This is a genomic window from Aurantibrevibacter litoralis (assembly GCF_034651555.1).
Classification (GTDB): domain Bacteria; phylum Bacteroidota; class Bacteroidia; order Flavobacteriales; family Flavobacteriaceae; genus Aurantibrevibacter; species Aurantibrevibacter litoralis.
Map to the genome: position 1 here is coordinate 26,753 of NZ_JAYEEQ010000014.1, position 25,768 is coordinate 52,520.

27 protein-coding genes and 5 tRNA genes are annotated in these 25,768 nt (G+C 39.9%); 11 read left to right on the forward strand and 21 right to left on the reverse strand.

Going from position 1 to position 25,768, the window contains the following annotated elements; translation table 11 throughout:
* Window positions 1-4: 4 nt before the first annotated feature.
* The 18 genes from nusG to U1E44_RS11950 form a co-directional block, all read right to left on the reverse strand.
* Entirely contained in the window at window positions 5-556 is a 552-nt protein-coding gene (nusG, locus tag U1E44_RS11870; protein WP_322931309.1) for a transcription termination/antitermination protein NusG, read from the reverse strand.
* Between the two features lie 10 nt (window positions 557-566).
* Window positions 567-755 (reverse strand): preprotein translocase subunit SecE, encoded by a 189-nt coding sequence (gene secE / locus U1E44_RS11875; protein WP_322931310.1) that lies wholly within the window; start codon window positions 753-755, stop codon window positions 567-569.
* Between the two features lie 65 nt (window positions 756-820).
* Window positions 821-893, reverse strand: a tRNA-Trp gene (locus tag U1E44_RS11880).
* Between the two features lie 130 nt (window positions 894-1,023).
* A complete protein-coding gene (gene tuf / locus U1E44_RS11885; RefSeq protein WP_322931311.1) occupies window positions 1,024-2,211 on the reverse strand; it encodes an elongation factor Tu in 1,188 nt (395 codons plus the stop codon).
* Window positions 2,212-2,266: 55 nt separating this feature from the next.
* Window positions 2,267-2,338: transfer RNA gene (locus U1E44_RS11890), tRNA-Thr, on the reverse strand.
* A 174-nt stretch (window positions 2,339-2,512) separates the two neighbouring features.
* A tRNA-Gly gene (locus tag U1E44_RS11895) sits at window positions 2,513-2,585 on the reverse strand.
* A gap of 134 nt (window positions 2,586-2,719) precedes the next feature.
* Window positions 2,720-2,801, reverse strand: a tRNA-Tyr gene (locus U1E44_RS11900).
* A 259-nt stretch (window positions 2,802-3,060) separates the two neighbouring features.
* Window positions 3,061-3,134, reverse strand: a tRNA-Thr gene (locus tag U1E44_RS11905).
* Between the two features lie 98 nt (window positions 3,135-3,232).
* Complete coding sequence (gene hpf / locus U1E44_RS11910) at window positions 3,233-3,535, reverse strand: ribosome hibernation-promoting factor, HPF/YfiA family (protein WP_322931312.1); 303 nt, start codon at window positions 3,533-3,535, stop codon at window positions 3,233-3,235.
* Window positions 3,536-3,577: 42 nt separating this feature from the next.
* Window positions 3,578-4,468, reverse strand: a complete 891-nt coding sequence (locus U1E44_RS11915) for a tyrosine-type recombinase/integrase (protein WP_323673891.1) — start codon at window positions 4,466-4,468, stop codon at window positions 3,578-3,580.
* 96 nt (window positions 4,469-4,564) lie between these two features.
* Window positions 4,565-4,759, reverse strand: a complete 195-nt coding sequence (gene rpsU, locus U1E44_RS11920; protein ID WP_322931314.1) for a 30S ribosomal protein S21 — start codon at window positions 4,757-4,759, stop codon at window positions 4,565-4,567.
* Between the two features lie 68 nt (window positions 4,760-4,827).
* Window positions 4,828-5,967, reverse strand: coding sequence for an acyl-CoA dehydrogenase family protein (locus U1E44_RS11925; RefSeq protein ID WP_323673894.1), 1,140 nt, complete (start codon window positions 5,965-5,967; stop codon window positions 4,828-4,830).
* A gap of 38 nt (window positions 5,968-6,005) precedes the next feature.
* Window positions 6,006-6,896, reverse strand: a complete 891-nt coding sequence (locus U1E44_RS11930; protein WP_322931316.1) for a ComEA family DNA-binding protein — start codon at window positions 6,894-6,896, stop codon at window positions 6,006-6,008.
* Window positions 6,897-7,070: 174 nt separating this feature from the next.
* Window positions 7,071-9,140, reverse strand: a complete 2,070-nt coding sequence (locus U1E44_RS11935; protein ID WP_322931317.1) for an amino acid carrier protein — start codon at window positions 9,138-9,140, stop codon at window positions 7,071-7,073.
* 81 nt (window positions 9,141-9,221) lie between these two features.
* The gene (locus U1E44_RS11940; protein ID WP_322931318.1) at window positions 9,222-10,238 is read right to left on the reverse strand and encodes a potassium channel family protein; all 1,017 of its coding nucleotides are present in this window, start codon (window positions 10,236-10,238) and stop codon (window positions 9,222-9,224) included.
* 3 nt (window positions 10,239-10,241) lie between these two features.
* The gene (locus U1E44_RS16800) at window positions 10,242-10,469 is read right to left on the reverse strand and encodes a PspC domain-containing protein (RefSeq protein WP_323673892.1); all 228 of its coding nucleotides are present in this window, start codon (window positions 10,467-10,469) and stop codon (window positions 10,242-10,244) included.
* A 3-nt stretch (window positions 10,470-10,472) separates the two neighbouring features.
* Window positions 10,473-11,762, reverse strand: coding sequence for a DUF2851 family protein (locus U1E44_RS11945; protein WP_322931319.1), 1,290 nt, complete (start codon window positions 11,760-11,762; stop codon window positions 10,473-10,475).
* 45 nt (window positions 11,763-11,807) lie between these two features.
* Window positions 11,808-12,119 carry a rhodanese-like domain-containing protein gene (locus U1E44_RS11950; protein ID WP_322931320.1) on the reverse strand — a complete coding sequence of 104 codons (312 nt, stop codon included), beginning with the start codon at window positions 12,117-12,119 and terminating at the stop codon, window positions 11,808-11,810.
* 398 nt (window positions 12,120-12,517) lie between these two features.
* Here U1E44_RS11950 and U1E44_RS11955 point away from each other — a divergent pair, with 398 nt between their 5' ends.
* The 11 genes from U1E44_RS11955 (at window position 12,518) to U1E44_RS12005 (ending at window position 22,957) form a co-directional block, all read left to right on the forward strand.
* On the forward strand, window positions 12,518-12,964 hold the full coding sequence (locus U1E44_RS11955; protein ID WP_322931321.1) for a MarR family winged helix-turn-helix transcriptional regulator: 447 nt from the start codon (window positions 12,518-12,520) through the stop codon (window positions 12,962-12,964).
* A gap of 6 nt (window positions 12,965-12,970) precedes the next feature.
* Window positions 12,971-13,603 carry an NAD(P)H-dependent oxidoreductase gene (locus U1E44_RS11960; protein ID WP_322931322.1) on the forward strand — a complete coding sequence of 211 codons (633 nt, stop codon included), beginning with the start codon at window positions 12,971-12,973 and terminating at the stop codon, window positions 13,601-13,603.
* 42 nt (window positions 13,604-13,645) lie between these two features.
* The gene (locus tag U1E44_RS11965; RefSeq protein WP_322931323.1) at window positions 13,646-14,224 is read left to right on the forward strand and encodes a YceI family protein; all 579 of its coding nucleotides are present in this window, start codon (window positions 13,646-13,648) and stop codon (window positions 14,222-14,224) included.
* A gap of 248 nt (window positions 14,225-14,472) precedes the next feature.
* Entirely contained in the window at window positions 14,473-15,870 is a 1,398-nt protein-coding gene (locus U1E44_RS11970) for an anthranilate synthase component I family protein (protein ID WP_322931324.1), read from the forward strand.
* A gap of 36 nt (window positions 15,871-15,906) precedes the next feature.
* Window positions 15,907-16,563: an anthranilate synthase component II gene (locus tag U1E44_RS11975; protein WP_322931325.1), complete on the forward strand. Its 657-nt coding sequence runs from the start codon at window positions 15,907-15,909 to the stop codon at window positions 16,561-16,563.
* A gap of 102 nt (window positions 16,564-16,665) precedes the next feature.
* Complete coding sequence (gene trpD / locus U1E44_RS11980; protein ID WP_322931326.1) at window positions 16,666-17,658, forward strand: anthranilate phosphoribosyltransferase; 993 nt, start codon at window positions 16,666-16,668, stop codon at window positions 17,656-17,658.
* Between the two features lie 83 nt (window positions 17,659-17,741).
* Window positions 17,742-18,527, forward strand: coding sequence for an indole-3-glycerol phosphate synthase TrpC (gene trpC / locus U1E44_RS11985; protein ID WP_322931327.1), 786 nt, complete (start codon window positions 17,742-17,744; stop codon window positions 18,525-18,527).
* Complete coding sequence (locus U1E44_RS11990; RefSeq protein ID WP_322931328.1) at window positions 18,524-19,138, forward strand: phosphoribosylanthranilate isomerase; 615 nt, start codon at window positions 18,524-18,526, stop codon at window positions 19,136-19,138. Before trpC ends, U1E44_RS11990 begins: the two co-directional genes overlap by 4 nt.
* Window positions 19,139-19,286: 148 nt before the next feature.
* Window positions 19,287-20,468, forward strand: coding sequence for a tryptophan synthase subunit beta (gene trpB / locus U1E44_RS11995; protein WP_322931329.1), 1,182 nt, complete (start codon window positions 19,287-19,289; stop codon window positions 20,466-20,468).
* 114 nt (window positions 20,469-20,582) lie between these two features.
* Window positions 20,583-21,344 carry a tryptophan synthase subunit alpha gene (gene trpA / locus U1E44_RS12000; protein WP_323673895.1) on the forward strand — a complete coding sequence of 254 codons (762 nt, stop codon included), beginning with the start codon at window positions 20,583-20,585 and terminating at the stop codon, window positions 21,342-21,344.
* Window positions 21,345-21,460: 116 nt separating this feature from the next.
* On the forward strand, window positions 21,461-22,957 hold the full coding sequence (locus U1E44_RS12005) for a M20/M25/M40 family metallo-hydrolase (protein WP_322931331.1): 1,497 nt from the start codon (window positions 21,461-21,463) through the stop codon (window positions 22,955-22,957).
* Window positions 22,958-23,208: 251 nt separating this feature from the next.
* Here U1E44_RS12005 and U1E44_RS12010 read toward each other — a convergent pair whose 3' ends face one another.
* The 3 genes from U1E44_RS12010 to U1E44_RS12020 form a co-directional block, all read right to left on the reverse strand.
* The gene (locus U1E44_RS12010; protein ID WP_322931332.1) at window positions 23,209-23,577 is read right to left on the reverse strand and encodes a helix-turn-helix domain-containing protein; all 369 of its coding nucleotides are present in this window, start codon (window positions 23,575-23,577) and stop codon (window positions 23,209-23,211) included.
* A 14-nt stretch (window positions 23,578-23,591) separates the two neighbouring features.
* On the reverse strand, window positions 23,592-23,888 hold the full coding sequence (locus tag U1E44_RS12015; RefSeq protein ID WP_322931333.1) for a type II toxin-antitoxin system HigB family toxin: 297 nt from the start codon (window positions 23,886-23,888) through the stop codon (window positions 23,592-23,594).
* An 821-nt stretch (window positions 23,889-24,709) separates the two neighbouring features.
* Window positions 24,710-25,564 carry an alpha/beta hydrolase gene (locus tag U1E44_RS12020; protein WP_322931334.1) on the reverse strand — a complete coding sequence of 285 codons (855 nt, stop codon included), beginning with the start codon at window positions 25,562-25,564 and terminating at the stop codon, window positions 24,710-24,712.
* Window positions 25,565-25,768 lie beyond the last annotated feature (204 nt).

Here is a 25,768-nt window from a genome sequence, read left to right on the forward strand (position 1 = left end):
CGTATTAAACTTTTTCTACTTGCATATAACTAAGCTCTAATGGTGTTTTTCTGCCAAAGATTTTTACCATTACTTCTAGTTTACGCTTTTCTTCATTTATTTTTTCTACAGTGCCATTAAACCCATTAAATGGACCATCTATGACTTTAATCGTCTGACCTATTACAAAAGGTATAGCCACACTATCGGTATTAACAGCCAATTCATCTACCTTCCCTAACATTCTATTAACCTCAGATTTCCTCAAGGGAACTGGATCTCCTCCTTTAGTCTCTCCCAAAAAACCTATGACATTGGTTATAGATCTAATAATGTGTACCATTTCACCGGCCAAATTGGCCTTTACCATAATATAACCGGGAAAATAAACTCTTTCTTTATTTATTTTCTTTCCATTTCGTAATTGAACGACTTTTTCGGTAGGCACTAGAACTTCTTCTAAATAATCAGAAAATCCTAAACGAGCTACTTCTGCTTCAATGTACCCTTTTATCTTATTCTCCTGACCGCTTACCGCCCTTACCACATACCATTTTTTATCCAATACTTCTGACATAGGGCTGTACTTAATTAATTAAGTTGTTGAAATAAAATTGAATCACTTTACTGAATAGGCTATCTACGCCCCAAGTGGCCAAGGCAAATAAAATGGAAAATACTGCAACAACAACCATGAGGTTCGAAGATTCCGCCCTAGTGGGTAAGGTTATATTATTCCTAAGTTCTTCTATGGATTCCTTTATGTAAGTAAACATGATATTTCCTTCTTTTGTATTAAAACCTTATCCTATGCACTGTTGTGTCCTTGTACTATTTAATGCACGGGAGGAGAGACTCGAACTCCCGACACCTGGTTTTGGAGACCAGTGCTCTACCAACTGAGCTACACCCGTTTATACCATTTTGGTTTCTTATAACATTGCCTACTTAAACTAATGGCTAGAGTCTAAAAGTAGTGCCTTAATTAATTACGCTCAAAGGCATCCGCCTGTTGGTGGATGCCTTTAACGTAAGTACAACGTATTAATCTAAAATTTTAGTTACCTGACCTGCACCTACAGTTCTACCTCCTTCACGGATAGCAAACCGCAAACCAACACTTAATGCAATTGGTGAAAGCAAATCTACTGTAATTGTTAAGTTATCACCAGGCATTACCATTTCTACACCACTAGGAAGGTTTATAGTTCCTGTAACATCTGTAGTTCTAACATAGAATTGCGGACGATAATTATTGTGAAATGGGGTATGACGACCACCTTCTTCTTTTTTAAGGATATATACCTCAGCTTCAAATTTGGCATGTGGTTTTACCGAGCCCGGCTTACAAATTACCATACCTCTTTTGATCTGGGTCTTATCAATACCTCTCAACAAAATACCAACGTTGTCTCCGGCTTCTCCACGATCCAAAATCTTACGGAACATCTCAACACCTGTAATGGTAGAGGTCAATTTCTCTGCACCCATACCAATAATTTCTACCGGATCACCTGTATTGGCAATACCTGTTTCAATTCTACCTGTAGCCACTGTACCTCTACCTGTAATGGTGAACACATCTTCTACAGGCATAAGAAAAGTTTTATCTACATCTCTTTTTGGAAGTTCAATCCATTCGTCAACTGCATCCATTAATTGCATTACAGTATCCACCCATTTTTGCTCTCCGTTTAAAGCTCCCAATGCAGAACCTGCAATAACAGGACCATTATCACCATCGTATTCATAGAAAGATAAGAGTTCTCTGATTTCCATTTCTACAAGCTCCAAAAGCTCATCATCATCTACCATATCCACTTTGTTCATAAAAACAACCATTCTTGGAATCCCAACTTGGCGACCTAGTAGGATGTGTTCACGGGTTTGTGGCATAGGACCATCCGTAGCGGCCACAACAAGAATTGCACCATCCATTTGGGCAGCACCGGTTACCATGTTCTTCACATAATCTGCGTGACCTGGACAATCTACGTGCGCATAGTGACGGTTGGCCGTAGAATACTCCACGTGCGATGTATTAATAGTAATACCTCTTTCTTTTTCTTCGGGTGCATTATCGATAGAATCGAAACTTCTTTTTTCCGAAAGTCCTGCGTTAGCTAATACAGAAGTAATAGCTGCAGTTAATGTAGTTTTACCGTGATCCACGTGTCCAATTGTGCCAATATTCAAGTGGGGTTTGGAACGATTAAAGGTTTCCTTTGCCATGTTAAATTAATTTTAATCTTTAGTTTATATTAGTGTACAAATTATGCTTTTATTGAGCCAATGATGAGATTTGAACTCATGACCTCTTCCTTACCAAGGAAACGCTCTACCCCTGAGCTACACCGGCGTAAAGTGCTGTTTGAAAATCCCTTAGTTATTTTCTTAGGATTGTATTTTTCCCAATTACCGAAAAAACACTTTTTTTGTTATTATAACAAAAGAATCCTTTTCGATACAGCCATATCAACCTAAATAATCAGCAATATTAAACGAAGTTCGTTGCCATAACTGACCATTATTGAGCGGGAGACCGGGTTCGAACCGGCGACATTCAGCTTGGAAGGCTGACGCTCTACCAACTGAGCTACTCCCGCTTTTACTATTCAAAATTTCAAATTTCAGATGCCTTTCATCTACTGTGAAAAACATTTTATCTTTCGCTAGTATCGTACGCTTGTCTTGCAAAAAGCGCAATCTTAACGAGCAAGGAAACTTACATTTCACCTTGTGGGGAGAGCAGGATTCGAACCTGCGAAGACGTAGTCAGCAGATTTACAGTCTGCCCTCGTTGGCCGCTTGAGTATCTCCCCTCTCTTTTTGCCTATTTTTTTAAAAAGAACATTTACAACCCTTGAAAAAAACGAACTTTATGGTGAATACACAAAAATTTATATCACCCTACTTTTGTCGTTCATAGCTCATTTCAACGCCTCAAGAAGCTTTCAAACTCCTCTTTCTGATGAGCCGATAGAGGGACTTCCCTCGACCAAACTCGGGATAAACTTCTCGTCCCCTTGTTTTAACCTAATTTCAATATCTCATGAAGCTTTCAAACGCTTCTTTTTGATGAGCCGATAGAGGGACTCGAACCCACGACCTGCTGATTACAAATCAGCTGCTCTAGCCAGCTGAGCTACATCGGCTTTTAACCCTTTTTTACACAAAAAAGTCCGCTATTTCTAACGGACTGCAAATGTAGATATATTTTTATTTAATCAAAACATTTTTACAAAAATTTTAATTACGCCTGAACCCTAAATTTTTCTTTCCTTTTCACTAATTTTCTTTCTAAAGAACTGCAAGCAGAATCTACGGCTTCCTCAAAGGATTTGCATTGTTTTTTTACGATAAATTTATCCTTTGGCACGTGTACTTTAATCTCTACGACTTTATTTTCTTTTGAACTGGTATTTTCTACCTTTAAATATACGTCGGAACTAATAACCCGATCGTAAAAAAGTTCTAACTTATCCAGTCTGTTTTGAATAAATCCGATAAGCTTACCGTCTGCCGTAAAATTCACCGATTGTGCGTTTACTTTCATAGAATGAAGATTTAAAAAATTAAACAAAAAAAGCAGGAAGTATTACTTCTTACTTCGTGGATGGGTCGCCGAGTGCACTTTCATTAACTCCGCAATACCACTATGGGTATACACCTGTGTGGAGGCTAAACTAGAGTGCCCCAACAATTCTTTCACCGAGTTTAAATCTGCTCCCATATTCAGTAAATGGGTAGCAAAGGTATGTCTTAAAATATGCGGACTCCTTTTTGACTTAGAGGAGACTTTACTAAAATAACTATTTATTATTCGATAAACAAGCGTCTCGTACATTTTGTAACCGCTCTTCAACAAAAAAATATACTCCACGTCTACAATGCTGTTCAGATTATTTCTGGCCTCTATGTACTTTGAAAAAAGGTGCGCCGTTGAAGGTAATAACGGGATAATGCGTTCCTTATTTCTTTTTCCCACCACTTTTAGTGTGCGGTTTAAAATATCGACATCATGTGGCTTAATATGTATCAGTTCTGCCCTACGAATGCCTGTGGTGTAGAACAATTCTATGATCAACAAATCCCTTACAGACTCAAAACTGCCATCTGTTGGTAATTGAAGTAGTACATCGTTCATTTCTGTTTCAGAAAAAGGAACATCTACTTTTTTTGAGGTTTTTAAGGCGATGTGTTTAGCTAATGGATTTATCTGAATACGCTCTATCCTATGAAGAAATTTATAATAGGCTTTTAAAGATGCTACTTTCCTATTTATGGATCTATTCGAAATCTTTTTATCCACTAGACTTACGATCCAATTCCTTACCAAAGTGTAGGGCACCTCTTCAATGGTGTCTAGCCTGTATGTGGTGGAACAAAATGTGGAAAAATCAATAATATCCCTTTCATAAGCCCGTATGGTATGAAGGGAATAGTTCTTTTCATGAGACAAATAGTTTATGAAAGAGGTCAATGACATTCTCAAATTTACAAAAGATTTGTCATGATAAATGGGTATAAAAGCAAAATCCCGTAAAAAACGGGATTTTGTATACTACAAAAAATAAAGTGCCTTTTATTGCTCTTCTTTATCTCTTAAACCCTGAATATATTGGGCTTTCTGAATCTGTGCTCTGCGTTCTACTGAGGGTTTTATAAACTGCTGTCTTTTTCTCAATTGACGCATTGTCCCTGTTTTGTCGAACTTACGCTTAAAACGTTTCAGTGCTCGATCGATGTTTTCTCCTTCTTTAATAGGTATAATTAACATTGGCTACAACCTCCTTTCTTTAAAATTAAGAATGCAAATATAAAAGCAAATAATGAAATAGCCGCTATTTATTTTAAAATATTCTTTGCGATTACTACTTTTTGTATTTCTGTAGTGCCTTCCCCTATGGTACACAATTTGGCATCTCTATAAAATTTCTCTACCGGAAAATCTTTGGTGTATCCATATCCCCCATGAATCTGAACCGCCTCATTGGCAGCCTTTACACAAACTTCTGAGGCAAACATTTTGGCCATAGCACTTAACTTGGTCATGTTTCTACCTTCATTCTTAAGAAATGCAGCTTTATGCAGCAACAGTTCGGCGGCTTCAATTTCTGTAGCCATATCGGCCAGTTTAAAAGAAATGCCTTGAAACTGACTTATGGGTTTTCCAAATTGAATTCGTTCTTTAGAATATTGTAGTGCTGCTTCATAGGCGCCTTTAGCAATACCCAAAGAAAGAGCCGCAATCGAAATGCGACCGCCATCCAGTATTTTCATTGATTGCACAAACCCATTCCCTACCTCGCCTAATCGATTTGCATCCGGTATTTTACAGTTGTTAAATACCAGTTCGGCAGTTTCGCTGGCACGCATACCTAACTTATTTTCCTTTTTTCCACTGCTAAAACCGGGGGTACGCTTTTCTAGTACAAAAGCCGTCATACCATGACTGTCACCCTTGGATCCGGTTCGGGCTATAACCACAGCCACATCCCCGCTTTTCCCGTGGGTAATAAAATTTTTTGAGCCATTAATAATCCAACAATCTCCATCCTTTATTGCCGTGGTATTCATCCCTCCTGCATCGGAGCCCGTATTGTGTTCCGTGAGCCCCCAAGCACCAATCCACTCACCTGTTGCCAATTTCGGTATCCATTTTAACTTTTGGGTATCATTACCAAAAGATAGTATGTGATTGGTGCATAATGAATTATGCGCGGCAATAGACAGCCCAATAGAAGGGTCTACTTTTGAAATTTCCTCTATAATAGCAGCGTATTCATGGTAGCCAAATCCGGAACCTCCTAATTCCATTGGAACCAAAACACCCATAAAACCCATTTTACCGGCTTTTTTTAATACTTCTACAGGAAAAAATTGAGTCTCGTCCCATTCCATAATGTAGGGTCTTATATGTTGTTCCGCAAATTCCTTTGCCGAACTAGCGACCATTTGCTGGGTTTCTGAGTAATCAAAACTCATTGTTGAAAGCGTATCCGTAATCATTCGTAGCAATTTTTTTATAACTGCAAATATAATTTAATTCTATCAATCTTTTCTGAAGGGAATCCCTCAATCTGTTGTAGTTCATTGAAGGATTGTATCCTTCCCGAAGTTGCTCTATATGCTACAATGTTACGAGCCAATTCATTGGGTATATAAATTAGTTTTGCTATTTCCGCAGCAGAAGCGGTATTGATATTAATTGGAGTTATTTCCGGGGTACTTAAAACGCTAAATCGCTCTAAAACGCTATCTACCACATCAACATCTAACCCATATACATCGTACAACTGATTATTCACAAAAAAGCCACCCAGCCGATCTCTGAATTTAACGATGCGCTGTGATAAGGTTTTGCCAATGCCATGTACCACCATTAGATCTTCTGCGGTGGCGCTATTCAAATCTTTTGTTTCAAAAGAAAGATTTTTTATTACGCTATTTTGATGATTGGATCGCACTTTTTGGTGCACCTTAGTTTCATTTTCGGAAAGTGCCCAGTCCGGAAATTTAAAATAAGGTGCTATTTCGTTCAAGAGAGAATCTGACACTAATGTCACAGTTTGAAACTCTTCTGCCGATTTTACAAATTTATTAGCGGCTCTAAAAGCATGTAAGCGATCTATTTCATCGGGAGACATCCCCAGCGTGTAGCCTTTGTAATCGGTAACAAAATTTGGATTGAAGGGATATAATGTAAACGTGTTTTGGACAGCCATTTTTTCTTTTATGGCATTTATGTATTCTTGTTCCTCAATATTCAGCAGTACGCTTTCCGATCCTTTTTTAAAAGGTATCAGGGGAGTGAGCATAGATCCTAGCTGCAGTACTACGATAATCAGGAATAAAAATAAAATCCCACGACGTTCTTGCGCATCGAACTTAAAATAGGATTTAAAAAAACTCATAGGTCAATATTAGGCGTTATCGCCTACAAAATACGAATCAATTTAATAGCTACCACGTGTATAGGAAAGAATAACCTCTCCAGCATAAAGTTTTTATAAAACCTGTAAGAACGCTATACGCATCTTTTAGAAGCTATTTACCGCCTAAGGCGTTGTATTCAAGATTACATTCTACTATTTTACGGCTTTCTGAATTTTAAACAACTCGTTGGCTTTAAGCTTTCTAAAATATTCATTGAGATCGGCTCGTACTTCGCCAGACATAAGGTATAACCCTATAATATTGGGAAAGGACATGGCTAGAATCATCATATCTGAAAAATCTAGTACTGCGCCTAAACTTACCGACGCGCCTATGACGACAAATACTAAGAAGACCATTTTGTAAATAAATTCGGTTTTCTTACTCTTACCAAAAAGATACGTCCATGCCCGCATACCATAGTAAGACCACGAAATCATAGTAGAAAAGGCAAATAAAAACACCGCCAATGCAAGCACATACGGAAACCAAGAAATCTGACTTGCAAAGGCATCTGAGGTCAACTGGGCTCCTGCCATGCCTTCTACTTCATGCATTCCGGTAAAAATAAGGACTAAAGCGGTTAGTGTACACACTACCACAGTATCTATAAAAGGTTCTAATAACGCCACAAATCCTTCTGAAGGCGGATGATTTGTTTTAGCCGTACTATGGGCAATGGCGGCAGAGCCCACGCCCGCTTCATTGGAAAATGCGGCTCGTTGAAATCCAATGACCAATACCCCAATAATCCCTCCTTTTAAAGCCGACGGATTAAAGGCTCCTGAAAAAATGGCTGAAAATGCCGGGCCAATATTCTCAATATTCATTATAATTACTGCCAATGCGGCCACGATATAAATAGAGGCCATGATAGGAACAATTTTTCCGGTTACCTTAGCAATACTGCTAATACCACCAATAATAACCACACCAACAAGTATCGCCGTAACAACACCAAACCAAAATCCTTGACCTTCTAACGCCGGAAACTGGCCCGCCAATTGCTCAAAAGACTGATTGGCCTGAAACATATTGCCGCCACCAAATGAAGCACCAACAGCTAATACTGCAAACAAACCGGCCAATATTCTACCTAATCCTTTTAAGTTCCGTTTTTCTAGGCCATACCGGAGATAATTCATTGGGCCGCCAAAAACACGACCATCGGGTAATATATCCCGGTATTTAACCCCTAAGGTACACTCTACAAACTTGGAAGACATGCCTAGAAATCCACAAACAATCATCCAAAAAGTGGCTCCGGCGCCCCCTAGGGATACCGCCACCGCTACCCCTGCAATATTTCCCAGACCCACGGTTCCAGAGACTGCGGTTGCCAAAGCTTGAAAATGCGTTACTTGTCCGGGTGCATTGGGGTCATCATACCTTCCTTTAGCTAAATCAATGGCATGCCGAAAGCCGCGAATATTAATAAAACCCATTCGAAGCGTAAAAAAAGTAGCACCAAGCACCAGCCAAATCACTATAAACGGAATTCCTTTGCTAATGGGATCTCCATTAGGATGCGTAAGCACTATAGGGGTATCGTACACAATCTCTGCAAAATAATGGGCACCTTGTTCTATGACGTGCTTTTGATTTTCCGAGTTATAAATTACCTTACTTTCAGCCGTAAGATGGCGTATAACACCATTGCCCGTGGCTGTAATGGTTTCATCTGTGCCATTTTCTTGAGATATAATAGCAATCTCATCGCCTTTAACTACTTTTTCGCCTTCTTGTTTCAACCATTTTTTTAGGATAAATTTATTAGACACATCGGGCGACCAGTTCGGAATGCCAATCAATTTTACATCGGCATATACTTTAGGATCGTATAATCCAGTAGCTGCAAAAGGATCCCAAAAAAGAACCGAACCCAACGCACCCACCGCCGGGGTCATAAACCCATTAAAAACTTCGGTAATGGACTGTGTTTCTACCTTAACTATCTTGGTAACAGATGCTCCTTTACTATCTGTAACCGTAACACGATACGGTATTCCCTCGGTTAGCCCTATAGCTCTTTTAGAGGTTTGGGCAGTGCTTTGGTTACTCCATTTATAGGTATAGGGCGGTGTACCGCCGCTCACCTCCAAATCAACAGCGCCATCATTTATGGTATTAGAGGTATTTAGAATGGTCTCCTGCACCCGAAGTTCCTGAGCGATAGCTAAGCCACTGAAAAAGAAGACAAAAAGAAATATAAATCTGTTCATAGGTCTACAAAATTGGTTTGTAATGGCAAACGGTACGGCAATATCACTAAATTATTTTCGAATTCAAATAATTTTCAAGAATTATCCTTGATCAATATGGTACATAATATTTAATTTCTTAATCTGCTCTGGTCTTCCAAGTACAATTACTTTACTTTTGGGTTGTAATTTTAAATCGGCTTCCGGATTAATAATGTATGTGCCATCAGGTGCCACGTAGCCAATGATGGTACACCCAGTTTTCTTTCTTAGGTCTAAATCTCTTAAAGACAAATTCCCTTTGGCATTTTTGATAAAATCTTCTACTTCTACTTCCTCCAAATTTGTAGTATGCTTTCCTTCTGTCGATAATTTATCCATAAACGTAATCAAATCAGGCATAACCACCAAAGACGCCATATGATCTCCACCAATTTTATCGGGCATAATCACCTTGTTTGCCCCAGCTAATACTAACTTCTTCTGAGAGGTGACCAATGATGCCCTACTGATGATAAATAAATCCTTGTTTAATTGACGCGCAGAGAGAACAACAAATAAATTTGCCGCATCATCGGGCATGGCGGTTATCAGATATTTCGCCCTGAGAATACCGGCCGCGCGCAAAACGTCATCATCATTAGCATCTCCTTCCACAAAAAGGATATCGTCATCCAACTTTTCAATGATTTCCTTGTTTCTATCTATAACTACAAATGCTGTTTTATAGGTACTCAACCTATTGGCAGCTTGCATTCCATTACGGCCAAAACCGCAAATAACCACGTGGTCGTACAAGCTATCAATCTTATTTTTCACTTTTTTCTTTTTTAAGAGTTCTAAAGAATTCTTGCTCAGGATATATTCCGTTATCACGGTAATTGCAAAAGCAAAGATAAAGATACTGGAAACGATCAAACTCATGGTAAACACCTTACCAGCCATATCCATGGGTCGTACCTCGCCATATCCAACCGTTGCTACAGTAATAATGGTCATGTAAAGGGCTTCCATCCATGAGAATCCCTCCAAAAACCTATACCCCAATACCCCAATGAGCAATACGGAAATTACCAAAATTAGGGAAAGATAAATTTTTGATCTAAATAATTTGAGCATACATCACAAATCGAAAACCGAAGATCGTTTCGTATAAAGTAAATCTTTTATTCGCAACCAAAATGCTAAAAATAAATACAACGCAAAACCAAAACCTAGGGTAACAAAAGTAAGGTATATAAAGGTAGTTCTTACGATCCTAGCCCTAATACCTAATCGCTCGGCAATACGTCGGCATACCTCAAACCCTCTCTTCTGAAAATAATACAGTATTTGATAAAATAGGTTCATACTTCAAAGGTAATTATTTGCAGACAACATTGAACTCCCAATACTACATTGCAAACATTTATTTTTAGTACAATAGGAATGGTATAAGGTTAATGCTGCTTGACCTTCTTTAGCATTCTTTATGGCTACACCATGCGCTTCGAAATTTTGAACAATGTGGTTTGTTTCTTTTTTAAGTTGGGTAGCCAACCCAAGAATGCTTTCATTAACATCGTTTCCCAGGTATTTTGCGTAACAAAATTGTAATGGAAGTACAGCATTGAGGATAATACTGTCCACAAATCTAGGCGTAAGCCCTTTTGGAGTTTCTTTAGATTTTTGACCAAAAGTATAATGGGTGCGCCAGTACGAACTTGCCGCTACAGCAAACAAGGTATAAAACTCGCGCGGAGACTTTCCTTGCATAACTTCATGGAATAAGTTGGGGTGTTGCACTACTAAATTAGCAAGTTGCGATAGCCGAATGGTAGGGAAATTGGCAGGTCTTAATCGAAAAAATTGTGGAGGTTCTCCCGTTTGCACCTGCAAGCCAAATTTGTTCTTTAAAAATAAATATTCTGCATATAGCCTTTTAAAATAATCGTCAACTACAACAGTGTCTTGCAACAAGCCTGCCGTACCAAACAAAAGGCTTTCTACCTTAAAGACATCGTTTTGTACTTTCCGAACCACGGTATACGGAAGTGTTTCGCCCACCGCTGCAAAAGCACCTCCATTATTATTTAGACCAAAACTTTTGAGTAACAAGATAAACATAACCTGTTCCCAATTGTTTTTTGATGCTTCTAATAATTCCAAGACGTAAGACGATTTCCGTTCCAGCCGTTCCAGAAATAGTCTTTCCCACCAGTTATCTAACAGAAAACTAGAAGTCTCCTTAATTTGATTTTCGCAATTAATGAAATTCTTATCCTTGTTTTCTACCAAGTGTTGGTAAGATTGTAGAAGCTGAGGCGCTATAACCCCTTGTAACGTTAAGGTCGGGATTATAAATCCTTTGCCTCCAAAAACGGGGACATCGTCTTCCCAAACCACATGCAATATAACGGCGTCATAGTTAGCGTCCTTCTCATGGTTGTGCCTGTACCAATCGGACGATTTTATATGCATTTCCACATTGCCTACCCACAACTGATTATTTATTCGGATTTTAGCATTGAGAAAATCTGGTCCAGCCAGATGATTAGCCATACCCATATCTAGAATAGATATAGGCTCACCAGAAGTAGTCTGCAACCCTTGAAGCGGAATTTTTTTGTAGTTCCAAATATAGTGTAGCAAATCTTCCTTCATAGGCACAACTAAAGAATACCAAGCGGGCAACCACGCCTAAAAAAACTAATAGGCCACTTCACCCTGCCATTGCATAAAACCACCTTCCAGATTAAAGGTGTTTGCAAATCCCATTTTAGTCATTATGGCACAGGCCTGACCACTGCGATTTCCTGACCTACAATATACATAATAGTTCTTGGTTTTGTCTAATTGATCCAACGCCTCCACAAATTCCTGACCCAAATAAAAGTCAATATTTATGGCATTGGGAATAAATCCTTCGTCTACTTCTTCGGGCGCACGAACATCTAAAATAACAGCATTGCTATCGTTTTCTAATTGCGTTTCCCATATTTCCTGTGCTAAATTTGCCATTTGATTCTTTTTTTTGATAGTCAAAAATAAACTATTTATTTAAAATTATACATCTTCAAAGCAGCTACAAAGTTATAGAATTAGCAACCTCGGCGTGGCGCTACCTCCAAATAAAAAATTTCTTGAAACTGACTATCCCCGAGGCAAGCCATAGGGGTATTTCGCCAGTTTCATTTTGGCCTTTGGGCCAAAATCCGAAATTTTGTATTTTACCTCACCCGGAACTGCAAAAAGGCAGTTCCGATCGCTCCAAAGGAGCGATAAATAGGAAACCCCTACCCAAGGGTCGGGGAATCTTTAGATTGATGGTAGTTTCATTTTTAACAAAAATTTAATGTACTGTTTGATTAAAGTCGCAAATATCACCATACATTTGTATATACAATTATTGTAATGCGATGAATGTTGAACAAATTATAAAAACGGATAAGCCTATTCCGCTTGAAAGTAGGACAATCATTCATTTTAAATTAGTAAGCAACAAAATTGAAGAACTTATTTCGAATGCCCTTAAACCTTTTGAAGTATCTATAGAACAATTTAATGTATTACGCATTTTGAGAGGGCAGCACAAGCAGCCCGCAAACTTATCTACTCTAAACGAACGTATGGTTACCAAAATGAGTAACACCACACGACTGGTAGATAAATTATTGCTGAAAGGATACGCAGATAGGGTAGTTTGCCCCACCAATAGACGCAAAGTGGAAATTACAATTACCGACAAAGGCAAAAAGGCACTACAAAAAATGGATGTTGCCGTAGGACAAGCAGAAAAGACGGCTTTGGCAGGCCTTAATTTCATAGAATTACAACAGTTAAACAACTTATTAGATAAATTTTAAACTATAATGATCCCCTACATAAGCGATTTAAAGTGGCGCTACGCCGTAAAAAAGTTTGATAAGACCAAAAAGGTGTCCGAGGCAGATTTAGCAACTTTATTAGATGCCATTCAATTGAGTCCATCATCATTTGGGTTGCAACCCTATGAGATTTTTGTGATTAGTGACCCTGAGCTTCGCAAAAAATTAATGTCTGCCACTTGGGGGCAACAGCAAGTAGTAGATGCCTCGCATCTCATTGTTTTTGCCAACAAGACCACCTTTGGATCGGAAATTGTCGATGATTATTTCCTAAATGTAAGTAACACAAGAGGATTGCCTATAGCATCCTTATCGGATTACAGCAATTTTGTAAAATCTAAAATGGAGGTACTTTCCGAAAGTGATAAGGCTATTTGGGCTAACAAACAAGTGTACATTGCATTGGGCAATTTTCTTTCTGCCGCAGCCGCCCTAAAAATTGATACTTGCCCAATGGAAGGTTTTGAACCTGAAAAATATAATGAAATTTTAGGCTTAAAGAAAAAAAGGCTCAACGCAGCAGTAGTTGCTACGATAGGTTATCGATCAGAAGACGACCAAACACAAAGTCATGCCAAGGTGCGAAAAACAAAAGAACAATTATTTACCCATTTATAAACAATTAATTACAAACAAGTAGAATCCATTAAATTTAAAAAAATGAAAAAAAGTGTATTAAGTTTAGTATTGGCCGTCGTTTTTGGCGCAACAGCAACAGCAACGACGCCTAAAGACGGTGAAAAGAAACCTGTAAAGACCGGCGAGAGCAAAGTAACATGGAAAGCGTACAAAGTGACAGGCTCTCATGTAGGAACGGTAGACCTTAAAGAAGGTGCTTTGGAATTTGAAGGCGACAAACTTATCGGCGGTGAGTTTATTGTAGACATGACTTCCTTAGTATCTACCGATTTGGAAGGGGAATACAAAGGAAAACTGGAAGGTCACTTAAAATCTGATGACTTTTTTGGTGTAGCCAAGCACGGTTCATCTAAATTAGTTTTTTCTGAGGTAAAAGTTTCCGGTAAAAACTCCTACGAGGTTACTGGAGATTTAACCATTAAGGGGATTACAAAACCGGTAACTTTCGATGTTTCTATTTATGGAAGCAAAGCTACCGCTACCCTCAAAATTGACCGAGCCAACTATGATGTAAAATATGGTTCAGGTAGCTTTTTTGATAATTTAGGCGACAAAGCTATTTACGATGAATTTGATTTGGTGGTAGATCTAGAATTCTAAGAGTCCCCAAACAGCATACAAAACCCTGCTTCCGGTTTCACAGAACGCAGGGTTTTTGTTTTTTTGTGTGCACATGTTTGTAATTCTAAAAATGATTTCTATCTTTGGTTTCGGAATGAAACAGACAAAATCAAATCTTTGGTGGTGGATCAACTTACGACAGTTATCGTGAGCTAGCACTATTGTAGTTAAATCATACGAAGGCTTGTCATCACGACAAGCCTTTTTCATTTGAATCCAATTTTAAGATGAAATATCCATTACAATCGCATTACAAAAAAATTCTTGCAGATACAATTACACCGGTAAGCGTTTATCTAAAGATAAGGGATCGCTTTCCCAACAGCATTCTATTAGAGAGTAGTGATTACCATGCCAATGACAACAGCTTCTCCTACATTTGTTGCAATCCCATTGCCTCCCTGAAAATAGAAAATGAAAAGATCATACAACAATTTCCCGATGGCAGTACCGTAGCTACCCCTATTTTACCCCAAACGGATGTAGTTGAGGCCATCCACGATTTCAGCCAACTTTTTTCTTCGGAACCCACCGACTTCAAATTTATAGACAACGGCCTTTTTGGCTATATCGCCTACGATGCCGTCCGCTATTTTGAAGATATACGGATTGCCAAAAAAGCAGGGGCCTTGGCTATCCCCGATATCTATTATGCAGTCTATCAAAATATTATTGCCATCAACCATTTCAAGAACGAGGCGTATATTTTTGCCAATTGCTTCGAAACCGAAAGCAATATTCCGGAAATAGAGCATATCCTCAATGTACGGAATTTTGCCTCCTATAATTTCAATAAAGAAGGGGATGCGGTCTCTAATTTGGAGGATGCGGAATTTAAAGAGCAGGTGCGCATCGCCAAAAAACATTGTCAAAGAGGGGATGTATTCCAATTAGTACTCTCCCGTAAATTCTCCCAAAATTTTAAAGGTGATGAATTTAATGTATACCGTGCGCTTCGCTCTGTAAATCCATCCCCTTACCTTTTTTACTTCGATTATGGCGATTTTAAAATCTTTGGAAGCTCGCCGGAAGCGCAATTGATCGTAAAGAACGACAAAGCCGAAATACATCCCATAGCCGGTACTTTTAAAAGAACGGGAAACGATGAACAAGATGCCTCATTGGCCAAACAACTTACCGAAGACGACAAAGAAAACAGTGAACATGTGATGCTGGTAGATTTGGCTCGAAACGACCTCAGTAGAAACGGCAATCTGGTCCATGTGGACACCTATAAGGAAGTACAATTTTTTTCGCACGTCATTCATTTAGTTTCTAAAGTCACAGGGGTAAAGAAAAAAAATATACCCACCATGAAGGTGGTCGCCGATACGTTCCCGGCAGGAACACTAAGCGGTGCGCCAAAACACATGGCCATGCAGCTCATCGAAAAATATGAAAAAACCAGTAGGGGGTTTTATGGGGGTGCCATTGGGTTTATGGATTTCAAGGGCAATTTTAACCATGCCATCATGATCCGTACGTTTCTAAGCAAAAACCACCAATTGCATTATCAGGCTGGTGCCGGCTTGGTAGCCGCATCAGATCCGGAAATGGAATTACAGGAAACTTATAACAAACTGGGGGCGCTCACCAAAGCCTTGGAACTGGCAGAGACCTTATAAAGTATTCCGTGACTCCCAAAACGGGAATTTACGAAGATGATGAAAAAAGAAATGAAGAATACAGATCAAAAAAATACAGGAACTGGCCTGACCCAATCCGCACCGACGGAAAAAACCAAGGTATTGGTTATTGATAATTATGATAGCTTTACCTATAACCTGGTACATTATCTGGAGGATCTGGATTGTGAGGTTGTTGTAAAGCGAAACGACCAACTGGCCCTGGAAGAAGTAAACGTTTTTGATAAAATAGTGCTCTCCCCGGGGCCCGGAATCCCCGATGAGGCAGGTTTGCTAAAAGAAATCATAAAAACCTATGCCCCCACAAAAAGTATTTTTGGGGTCTGTTTGGGGCAACAGGCCATTGCAGAGGTTTTTGGGGGTTCGTTGATCAATCTGGACAAAGTGTACCATGGCATTGCCACCACCGTGGCCATTGCCAAACCGGATATTATTTTTGAAGGATTGCCCAAGGAAATAAGCGTGGGCCGCTACCATTCGTGGGTGGTAAACCCCGCTTTGCCCGATGTGCTGGAGGCCACCTCCTTTGATGAAAACGGACAGGTAATGTCCTTACGACATACCATATTTGATGTGCGCGCGGTGCAATTCCATCCGGAATCGGTGCTTACCCCGCATGGAAAACAGATTTTGAGGAATTGGGTAAATGCCCAAATACGACATTTAGAATAATGTGTAGAATAAAAATGGAACTGTAAACAGAAATTTTATAAAATATAAATAATTAAAATACGGAGGCCAATTCCCCCTCTTTGTGGAGGTTCGGTAGGATCTATGAAAGAAACACTAAACCGATTGATAAACCATGATTTGCTCTCCAAGGACGACGCAAAGCAAATTCTAGTCAATATTGCGAAAGGCGATTACAACCCAAGCCAGATTGCCGCTTTTTTAACCGTATATATGATGCGCAGCATCACCATTGAGGAACTGGAGGGGTTTCGCAATGCGCTATTGGAGCTGTGCTTGGCCGTGGACTTGTCAGATTATGACCCCATAGACCTTTGCGGCACGGGTGGCGACGGCAAAGACACCTTTAATATATCTACCCTTGCTTCTTTCGTAACTGCCGGGGCGGGAATAAAGGTTACCAAACACGGCAATTACGGGGTGTCTTCCAAATGTGGCAGCAGTAACGTAATGGAGTTTTTGGGCATCCGGTTCAGCAACGATGCCAATTTCCTTGAAAAATGCATCAGCGATGCGGGAATCTGTGTGCTCCACGCCCCATTATTTCACCCTGCCATGAAAAACGTGGCTCCCATCCGCAGGGAATTGGGCGTAAAAACATTTTTCAATATGCTGGGGCCCATGGTGAATCCGGCATTTCCTAAAAACCAGATGGTCGGGGTCTTCAATCTGGAGCTGGCCCGGATGTATGGGTACCTCTATCAGAACACAGACATTAAATTTACCATCCTCCACGCCTTGGATGGCTATGACGAAATTTCATTGACGGGAAGCACCAAAGCCATAAGCAATAGCGCAGAACGCATTTTAAATCCGTCCGATTTTGGCGTGGCCCCTGTTTCCCAAGCTGATATTGTCGGTGGGGACGCTATCCAGGATTCGGCTCAGATTTTTATCAACATTCTCCAAGGAAAAGGAACCGAAGCGCAAAACAATGTGGTCTGCGCCAATGCGGGTATGGCCATTGCCACGGTAAAAGAAATTTCGCCCTTGGAAGGTTTTGAACTGGCTCGGGAATCCTTGTTCAGCGGTAAAGGGTTGGCAGCATTAAAGAAATTGCAGGCATTGAGTAGTTAGGTGGGAGGCCTCCCCTAACGCCTCCAAAGGAGGGGGAAATAGACCGGGGACAAACTAAAAAATTTTAAATAGGACATTGTACAATGAACATATTAGATCGTATCGTACTGGATAAACGCAAGGAAGTAGCCTTAAAAAAGTCGCTTATCCCGGTGTCGCAATTGGAGCAATCCGTTCTGTTTTCAAGAAAGAGCGCTTCGTTGGCATCTGCATTGCGGAAAAGTGGCTGTGGCATAATTGCCGAACACAAAAGGCGTTCGCCCTCCAAATCAGAAATCAACCATGGCCTTTCGGTACAGGATGTCGCCACGGGCTACGAAAAAGCCGGCGCCAGCGGCATGTCGGTATTGACAGATACAAAATATTTCGGAGGTTCCCTGGACGATTTGGTATTGGCAAGGGCGGCTACGCGTTTCCCCTTACTTCGAAAGGAATTTATAATAGATGCGTATCAAATCGTAGAAGCTAAAGCCTATGGCGCCGATGTAATCTTGCTGATTGCGGCTATTTTAACCCGGGAAGAAATTAAAACGTTTTCCGAATTGGCAAAAACTCTGGATATGGAGGTGTTGCTGGAAGTGCACGATGAAGCAGAACTCCATAAATCTATCATGCCCAGTTTAGATATGCTTGGCGTTAATAACAGAAATTTAAAAACGTTTGAGGTTCGTTTGGAAACCAGCAAGACACTATCCAGCTTCATTCCCAATGATTTTGTAAAAGTTTCGGAAAGCGGCATCAGTACGGTAGCGGCTATCCGGGAATTGCAACAGTTTGGTTATCAGGGATTTTTGATAGGCGAAAATTATATGAAAACTGATGATCCTGGAAGTAGTGCCTGCGACTTCATCAAAAATTTAAAAGTATGAAGCTGAAAGTTTGCGGCATGAAATATTCTGAAAACATCCGGGAAGTAGCTGCACTTAAACCTGATTATTTGGGCTTTATTTTTTGGGAACCTTCCAAAAGGTATTTTGAAGGAACGATACCGGAATTGCCCAAAACCATTAAGAAAGTGGGTGTTTTTGTGGATGCCCTTTTGGATGTTATTATTGAAAAAACACAACAGTATCGTTTGCATTCGGTTCAGTTACATGGTTCGGAAAGTCCTGAATTTTGCCAACAATTAAAGGCACTTCCTATAGAAATTATAAAAGTGTTTTCTGTGGGATCTGATTTTGATTTTGGCCAATTGAAGCCTTATGAAACCGTATGCGATTATTACCTCTTTGACACCAAAGGAAAGCTGCCCGGTGGCAACGGTTATACCTTTGATTGGACGGTGCTAAAAAAGTATCCATCGACCAAACCTTACTTTTTAAGTGGAGGAATCGGTTTGGAAGATGCAGCTACGCTCAAGGATTTTTTAAATAGGACGGAATCTACATATTGTTATGCGGTTGATGTAAATAGTAGATTTGAGGTAGAACCCGGTTTGAAGGACGTAGGAAAATTAAAGAAATTTAGGGGCAAGGGTTAGAAATTTCAAGTTCAAGTTCAAAATTCAAGTTCAAGTTCAAGTTCAAGTTCAAATGCAATTAGAAACAATAAACCATCAACCGACAACCAACAACCGACAACCAACAACCGACAACTGTCAACGATCAACTAAAAACGAAAAACAGCATATGACCTATCACGCAAACGAAAAAGGATATTATGGAGAGTTTGGAGGAGCTTTTATCCCGGAAATGTTGTATCCCAATACGGAGGAACTTCGTCAAAATTACATCCGCATCATGAACGAACCCTCTTTTCAACAGGAATTTTATCAATTGCTGAAAGATTATGTAGGCAGGCCTACACCGCTCTACTATGCCGAACGCTTATCGAAACAATATAAGACTAAAATCTACCTGAAACGAGAAGACCTATGCCATACGGGAGCTCATAAAATTAACAATACAATTGGTCAGATTTTAATGGCAAAAAAGTTGGGCAAAAATCGCATTATTGCAGAAACCGGCGCTGGGCAACATGGCGTTGCTACAGCTACAGTTTGCGCATTAATGGGTATACAATGTGTGGTTTTTATGGGCGAAATTGATATTGCCCGGCAAGCACCCAACGTGGCCCGCATGAAAATGTTAGGTGCGGAAGTGCGTCCGGCACTATCCGGAAGTAGAACCCTCAAGGATGCTACCAATGAAGCCATCCGGGATTGGATCAACAATCCGGTAGATACCCATTATATTATTGGTTCCGTAGTAGGCCCGCACCCCTACCCCGATATGGTAGCCCGGTTTCAATCGGTGATCTCCGAAGAAATAAAAACACAACTCCTTGAAAAGGAAGGTAGAGAAACCCCCGATTTTGTGGTGGCCTGTGTGGGCGGTGGCAGCAATGCTGCCGGTGCTTATTATCATTTTCTGGACAACCATGAAGTGGGTATTATTGCCGTAGAGGCCGCCGGTAAAGGCATTAATTCCGGCGAAAGTGCAGCCACTTCTGCCCTAGGAAAAGTAGGCATTATTCATGGGAGTAAAACACTTTTGATGCAGACCACAGACGGACAAATAACCGAGCCATATTCCATTTCCGCCGGATTGGATTACCCCGGGGTGGGACCCATGCATGCGCATTTATTCACTTCCGGACGCGGAGAATTCATCTCCATTACCGATGACGATGCCATGACCGCAGGACTACTCCTTTCCCAAATGGAAGGTATTATTCCCGCCATTGAAAGTGCCCATGCCTTTGCGATTCTGGAATACCGAAAATTTAAACCTACAGATATTGTAGTGATAAACCTTTCCGGTAGAGGCGATAAAGATTTAAATACGTATATCGATTATTTTAAACTATAAATACAGTAGCAAGTAAGCTGTATTGAGTATTCAGAAATGGAGTATGAAAATTCCATAAAACTGTTGGCAGAAATGCACTCAAAACGAGCCAGTCCAAACGTAGTACTAAAAAGTATGAACAGAATACACCAAAAATTAAAAGAAGATAAAAAACTCTTGTCTATCTATTTCACAGCAGGATATCCAAAATTGGAAGACACCGTGACCATTATACAGGAATTGGAAAAAAACGGGGTAGATATGATCGAAATTGGTCTGCCGTTTAGCGATCCTTTGGCCGATGGCCCCACCATTCAGGAAAGTTCTACCGCTGCCCTAAAAAATGGGATGACCACAGAACTATTGTTTCAGCAGCTACAGGATATCCGCAAATCGGTTTCCATTCCGCTCATCCTCATGGGCTATTTTAACCCCATGTTGCAATATGGCGTGGAGGCTTTCTGCAAAAAATGCCATGATATAGGGATAGACGGTATCATTATGCCCGATCTGCCCCTAGATGTTTATCAAGAGAATTATACAGCCATCTACCAGAAATATGGCCTAATCAACATCTTTCTCATTACCCCACAAACCAGCGATAAACGCATCCAACAAATCGATGCCGCATCGGACGGCTTTATCTATATGGTTAGTTCTGCCAGCGTTACAGGTTCTAAATCGGGTTTTGGAAATCTCCAAACCGATTATTTTGAGCGGATAGCCAAAATGAACCTTAAAAACCCACAAATCGTTGGTTTTGGGATCAATAACGCACAAACTTTCATACAGGCGACCAAGACCGCCAAAGGAGCCATCATTGGTTCGGCATTTATTAAACACCTCAGTGAAAAAGGGGTTGGTGCAATTTCCGATTTTGTGAAAAGTATTCGCTAATTTTAGCCACTGAACATACCCGATAGTGCGGATACGTCCTTGGCATACCAAGGCAAGTGTTCCCGAGGTGCACATAAGATGGGGGATAGCACTGTTCTACTGACCTATATCAATATATGAAGAAATACTTAGTTGCCTTTTTGATCCTTGCCCATACCGTAGTCATGGCGCAAGACGAACCCCAGTTAAAATCGCAAGTGCGCCATACCATTGACGAGCTGCGCGATTTTGTCTCCATACCCAATGATGCCCTGGAACATGCAGATATCAATAGAAACATCACCTGGCTCACCAAAAAATTCAACGACAGAGGGTTCAACACCTCTGTATTGCCCACAGACGGCGAGTCTTTGTTCTTCGCCGCTTTACCCTTAGAAGATAACAAGCCAACCATTTTGTTTTATATGCATTTTGATGGGCAATCGGTAGACAAAAGCAAATGGGATCAACCAAACCCCTATGAGGTAGTATTAAAATCTGCCGATAGTGGTCGTTGGAAAACACTTTCGTTTGATGAACTAAAAGATGATATTAATTATGATTGGCGGTTATTTGGACGTTCTACGTCGGATGACAAAGGGCCTATCGTCATGTTTTTGAATGCCATAGACCTTCTGAAAAAGAATGGCAAAACCTTAGCCTTTAATATTAAGGTTATTTTGGACAGCGAGGAAGAACGGGGGAGCAAACCCTTGCCTAAGGCTATAAAGGAATACCGCGAATTGTTGCAGGCCGATTTTCTTGTAATTAACGACGGCCCGGTACACAGCTCGGGAAAACCAACGCTCGTTTACGGCGCTCGGGGCATTACCACATTTTCGTTAACTACCTATGGCCCCATAGTACCGCAACACAGCGGACATTATGGCAATTACGCCCCTAATCCGGGGCTGCAATTGGCGCAGTTATTAGCCAGTATTAAAGATACGGAAGGGAAAGTGCTGATCCCAAATTTTTATGACGGGATTGTATTGGACGACGCTACAAAACTAGTTCTGAAGGGTGTTCCAGATGATGAAGCAGCCATAAAGGAAAACCTTCAAATAAAAACAGCTGAAAAAGTGGGAAGTTCCTATCAGGAATCACTTCAATATCCGTCTCTTAATATTCGCGGTTTAGGGTCGGCTTGGGTCGGGGAAAATGCCCGTACCATTGTCCCGGCAACGGCCACTGCCGAATTGGATATTCGGTTGGTACCCGAAAGCGATGGAACCAAATTAAAAACCTTGGTAAAAAACCACATCCAAAAACAAGGATTTTTTGTCACGAACAAAACCCCATCCAAAGAAGAGCGATTGGCGCATGACCGAATTGTGACCATGCTTGAAGGAGAACATACCCATGCGTTCAGAACAGACCTAAACGACCCCTATGGTTTATTTTTAGCAAAAGTGCTTCACGATGTGTTTAAAGAAGATCCTGTACACATCCGTATAATGGGCGGTACGGTGCCGATTGCACCGTTTATCAACGAGTTAAAAATTCCGGCATTTATTGTACCCATGGTAAACCCGGACAACAACCAACACAGCCCCAACGAGAATCTAAGCATTGGTATGATCGCTTATGGCATCCAAACTTTTTATGGGCTTTTGAGCAGTGCGATGGAGTAGAACTATTGTACTTTATATGTCTTTTAAACCGAATTTCGACCGGCATTGCTATTTCCGTAAAGCGACCGCATGTCTATTTTCTCGTACAGTTCGGTAAAATCGGAACCTTGGCCTATTTTCTGCAGGCCCTATTGCCGTATCACCAATAAGGGCAATAGAATGCTTTCCCCATAGCAGCAACCGGATCCGCCAACAGCATATTCAGTCCTGGCCTATCGGCGGGCCGAATACTTGGTTATTGCCCTTTGTTATTATTTTACGAGTTGATAATTGTTCACTAAAACCGAAGCGGAAATTTGAAGTGTTCTTTCTAATTCCCTTATCATTTCAACAGTTAATTTCTTTTTCCGATTTAAGATTTCAGATACTCGACTTTTACCTCCAATAACCCCAACCAAATCTTTTTGTCGTAAATTCAATTCTTCCATTCTAATTTTAATCGCTTCGATTGGGTCAGGAGCTTCGATGGGATAATGCTCGTTTTCATAATTTTCTATCATCAACGAAAGGATTTCAGCTTCATCGCCTTCTTTTGTGTCAATTGGAGCATCAAAAATCAGTTCCAAACGTTCAAGAGCGTTTCGGTAGTCGTTTTCGGTTTTAATGGGTTTTAAATTCATAATCAGTTATTTTTTTAAATGGTATCAGCGTTTATTGTATCATATTCAGTGTGAGTGCCGATAAATCGAATAAACGCCCATTGTTTCTCAAAATTAAATTTCACAACAAGGCGATATGAGTTTCCTTTTATATTGAAAACAACCCGACCATTTTTAAGAATACTTGCCGAAATGTAGGTTTGTTTAACATCGTTTGGCGAAAACCATCTGGCACTTTTTGCGGTATCATACCAAGTTTTCAAATACTGCTCAGAATCAGCGTGTTTTTCCCAATATTCCCGTAGCGTACTTTTCGCAATGATTCGTTTCATTTATCGAATTGTGCTACAAATATACAATTAGTTCTCTAATTTAGAACTATGGATAGGATTTTTTTAATGGTAACGGTGGGAGTCGAGTAGTTGTTTAAGAGGCTATTACACTTATTCATTATTGTATGGTTGTTTATTTTTAAACCGAATTTTAATCTTTTTTCAAACTCTACCAAACGGGTTGCCGGCACGGATTGCAAATCCGCGCTATCGGGAGTTACGTTGGCCAAAATCGAGATTTTAATTAGGAAGATATTGTAGACAAAATAGTTGCACATTTCGTGTAGATTTTTTCAACTGTGTAAAATAGATGCGCGAATTTTAGTGAATATTTTTCAGTTTGAGTTTTATTGGAGAACTTGGCTTTGTCAGTATAAGCGGAAATAAACTACGATAGAGTAGGGAATAAAATAGTGCGTTAAAAATTCCGCTTCTTAAATAATCGTAAAGCTCCTACTCATTTTAGATCATCAAGAAACTATGCGTGTATAGAGAACAATGGGTCGTATTGGTTTTAAAGCTTTTTTTCTACTTTACCAAACGGGTTGCCAGCACGGATTGCAAATCCGCGCTATCGGGTTTTTTTCAATGGTAACGGTGGGAGTCGAGTAGTAGTTTAAGAGGCTATTACGCTTATTCATTATTGTATGGGTTGTTTATTTTTAAACCGAATTTTAATCTTTTTTTCTACTTTACTAGACTGGTTGCCGGCACGGATTGCAAATCCGCGCTATCGGGTTTTGCGATCTTATAAAGTTACGCAAACCATTTAATAAAGCACCATCCTCCGCATTACGCATAGGTTTTGTTGTAATCAGTGCTTATGGGACTTTAAGGAGTTCAGCGATTTTTAGTGCAAATCTTTCATTCCATTTTTCATAGTCATGTCCACCATTGAATTTTATTAATTCACATTTTGAATTCGATTGCTCATACATCCTTTTTAGCTCATTTGCCTCATTTTTAAATATTTCGTCCTCTTCATTACCATATTCTAAATATAGATTTGGATATTCGATATTGTCTTTCCATTCGTTATGAGATACATTGGAACCTAATGTCGAAAAACATATATATGTCCCAATAACATCTGGATGCTTATTGAGAAAATTTGCACCAAAACCTGCTCCATTCGATACCCCATAGAATAATCTGTTCCTCTTTGTTGGGTTCAATCCAAATTTTTCTTCAATGAAGGGAATTAGTTCGTCTTTGAAATAGAGTAAATGATTTTCAAATCTATCGGTGAGTGCCTTGAAAGGTGCTCCAGCACCGAAGTTTTCGACATACTCAAAATTCCGATACTGAATATTAATCGTCATTCCATCTTCGGTTTTCATACTTGTGCTGGCAATATTTTTGTTGTTGGAATGACTCCCAATATAAATTACAGGTTCAATTATTTCATTTTCTATTAAAGAATCTAGAACAGATATTATTACATCTTTCCAACTCGATTCATTTCCATCAGTCCCGTAAATTACCCTGTAGTTTCTTTTAGAATCAAAATATGGAGGTAGGTAGACATTATGTCTCCGATGTTCTTCTAAGTACTTACTAAAAATCGAATCTGTATGAATTTTTGATATTGTATTATTCTCCTGTCCAGATTGCTGGCAATATGAAATTGGAATAGTAATCAAGTTTAAGATTAAAATCAAACCGAAATTTTTCATCTTTTTAGCATTGATTACAACTATTTGCGTATGATTATTGATCAACTAGCCATTATGTGCATCACTAAATTAACAAATTTCAATTAATTAATGGCATGCAATTCCATATCGGTAGCATCCATAGATCAAAGCAACCCATACACTCCCCCGAGACTCTTTTATTTCCTGCCTACGTTTTGGCGTATAAGCAAGAACACTTTGTAC

Bases quoted from the DNA above. Each gene is read 5' to 3' on its own strand.
- nusG (WP_322931309.1), bottom strand. From the start codon at position 556: ATGTCAGAAGTATTGGATAAAAAATGGTATGTGGTAAGGGCGGTAAGC.
- secE (WP_322931310.1), bottom strand. From the start codon at position 755: ATGTTTACTTACATAAAGGAATCCATAGAAGAACTTAGGAATAATATA.
- tuf (WP_322931311.1), bottom strand. From the start codon at position 2,211: ATGGCAAAGGAAACCTTTAATCGTTCCAAACCCCACTTGAATATTGGC.
- hpf (WP_322931312.1), bottom strand. From the start codon at position 3,535: ATGAAAGTAAACGCACAATCGGTGAATTTTACGGCAGACGGTAAGCTT.
- U1E44_RS11915 (WP_323673891.1), bottom strand. From the start codon at position 4,468: ATGTCATTGACCTCTTTCATAAACTATTTGTCTCATGAAAAGAACTAT.
- rpsU (WP_322931314.1), bottom strand. From the start codon at position 4,759: ATGTTAATTATACCTATTAAAGAAGGAGAAAACATCGATCGAGCACTG.
- U1E44_RS11925 (WP_323673894.1), bottom strand. From the start codon at position 5,967: ATGAGTTTTGATTACTCAGAAACCCAGCAAATGGTCGCTAGTTCGGCA.
- U1E44_RS11930 (WP_322931316.1), bottom strand. From the start codon at position 6,896: ATGAGTTTTTTTAAATCCTATTTTAAGTTCGATGCGCAAGAACGTCGT.
- U1E44_RS11935 (WP_322931317.1), bottom strand. From the start codon at position 9,140: ATGAACAGATTTATATTTCTTTTTGTCTTCTTTTTCAGTGGCTTAGCT.
- U1E44_RS11940 (WP_322931318.1), bottom strand. From the start codon at position 10,238: ATGCTCAAATTATTTAGATCAAAAATTTATCTTTCCCTAATTTTGGTA.
- U1E44_RS16800 (WP_323673892.1), bottom strand. From the start codon at position 10,469: ATGAACCTATTTTATCAAATACTGTATTATTTTCAGAAGAGAGGGTTT.
- U1E44_RS11945 (WP_322931319.1), bottom strand. From the start codon at position 11,762: ATGAAGGAAGATTTGCTACACTATATTTGGAACTACAAAAAAATTCCG.
- U1E44_RS11950 (WP_322931320.1), bottom strand. From the start codon at position 12,119: ATGGCAAATTTAGCACAGGAAATATGGGAAACGCAATTAGAAAACGAT.
- U1E44_RS11955 (WP_322931321.1), top strand. From the start codon at position 12,518: ATGAATGTTGAACAAATTATAAAAACGGATAAGCCTATTCCGCTTGAA.
- U1E44_RS11960 (WP_322931322.1), top strand. From the start codon at position 12,971: ATGATCCCCTACATAAGCGATTTAAAGTGGCGCTACGCCGTAAAAAAG.
- U1E44_RS11965 (WP_322931323.1), top strand. From the start codon at position 13,646: ATGAAAAAAAGTGTATTAAGTTTAGTATTGGCCGTCGTTTTTGGCGCA.
- U1E44_RS11970 (WP_322931324.1), top strand. From the start codon at position 14,473: ATGAAATATCCATTACAATCGCATTACAAAAAAATTCTTGCAGATACA.
- U1E44_RS11975 (WP_322931325.1), top strand. From the start codon at position 15,907: ATGATGAAAAAAGAAATGAAGAATACAGATCAAAAAAATACAGGAACT.
- trpD (WP_322931326.1), top strand. From the start codon at position 16,666: ATGAAAGAAACACTAAACCGATTGATAAACCATGATTTGCTCTCCAAG.
- trpC (WP_322931327.1), top strand. From the start codon at position 17,742: ATGAACATATTAGATCGTATCGTACTGGATAAACGCAAGGAAGTAGCC.
- U1E44_RS11990 (WP_322931328.1), top strand. From the start codon at position 18,524: ATGAAGCTGAAAGTTTGCGGCATGAAATATTCTGAAAACATCCGGGAA.
- trpB (WP_322931329.1), top strand. From the start codon at position 19,287: ATGACCTATCACGCAAACGAAAAAGGATATTATGGAGAGTTTGGAGGA.
- trpA (WP_323673895.1), top strand. From the start codon at position 20,583: ATGAACAGAATACACCAAAAATTAAAAGAAGATAAAAAACTCTTGTCT.
- U1E44_RS12005 (WP_322931331.1), top strand. From the start codon at position 21,461: ATGAAGAAATACTTAGTTGCCTTTTTGATCCTTGCCCATACCGTAGTC.
- U1E44_RS12010 (WP_322931332.1), bottom strand. From the start codon at position 23,577: ATGAATTTAAAACCCATTAAAACCGAAAACGACTACCGAAACGCTCTT.
- U1E44_RS12015 (WP_322931333.1), bottom strand. From the start codon at position 23,888: ATGAAACGAATCATTGCGAAAAGTACGCTACGGGAATATTGGGAAAAA.
- U1E44_RS12020 (WP_322931334.1), bottom strand. From the start codon at position 25,564: ATGAAAAATTTCGGTTTGATTTTAATCTTAAACTTGATTACTATTCCA.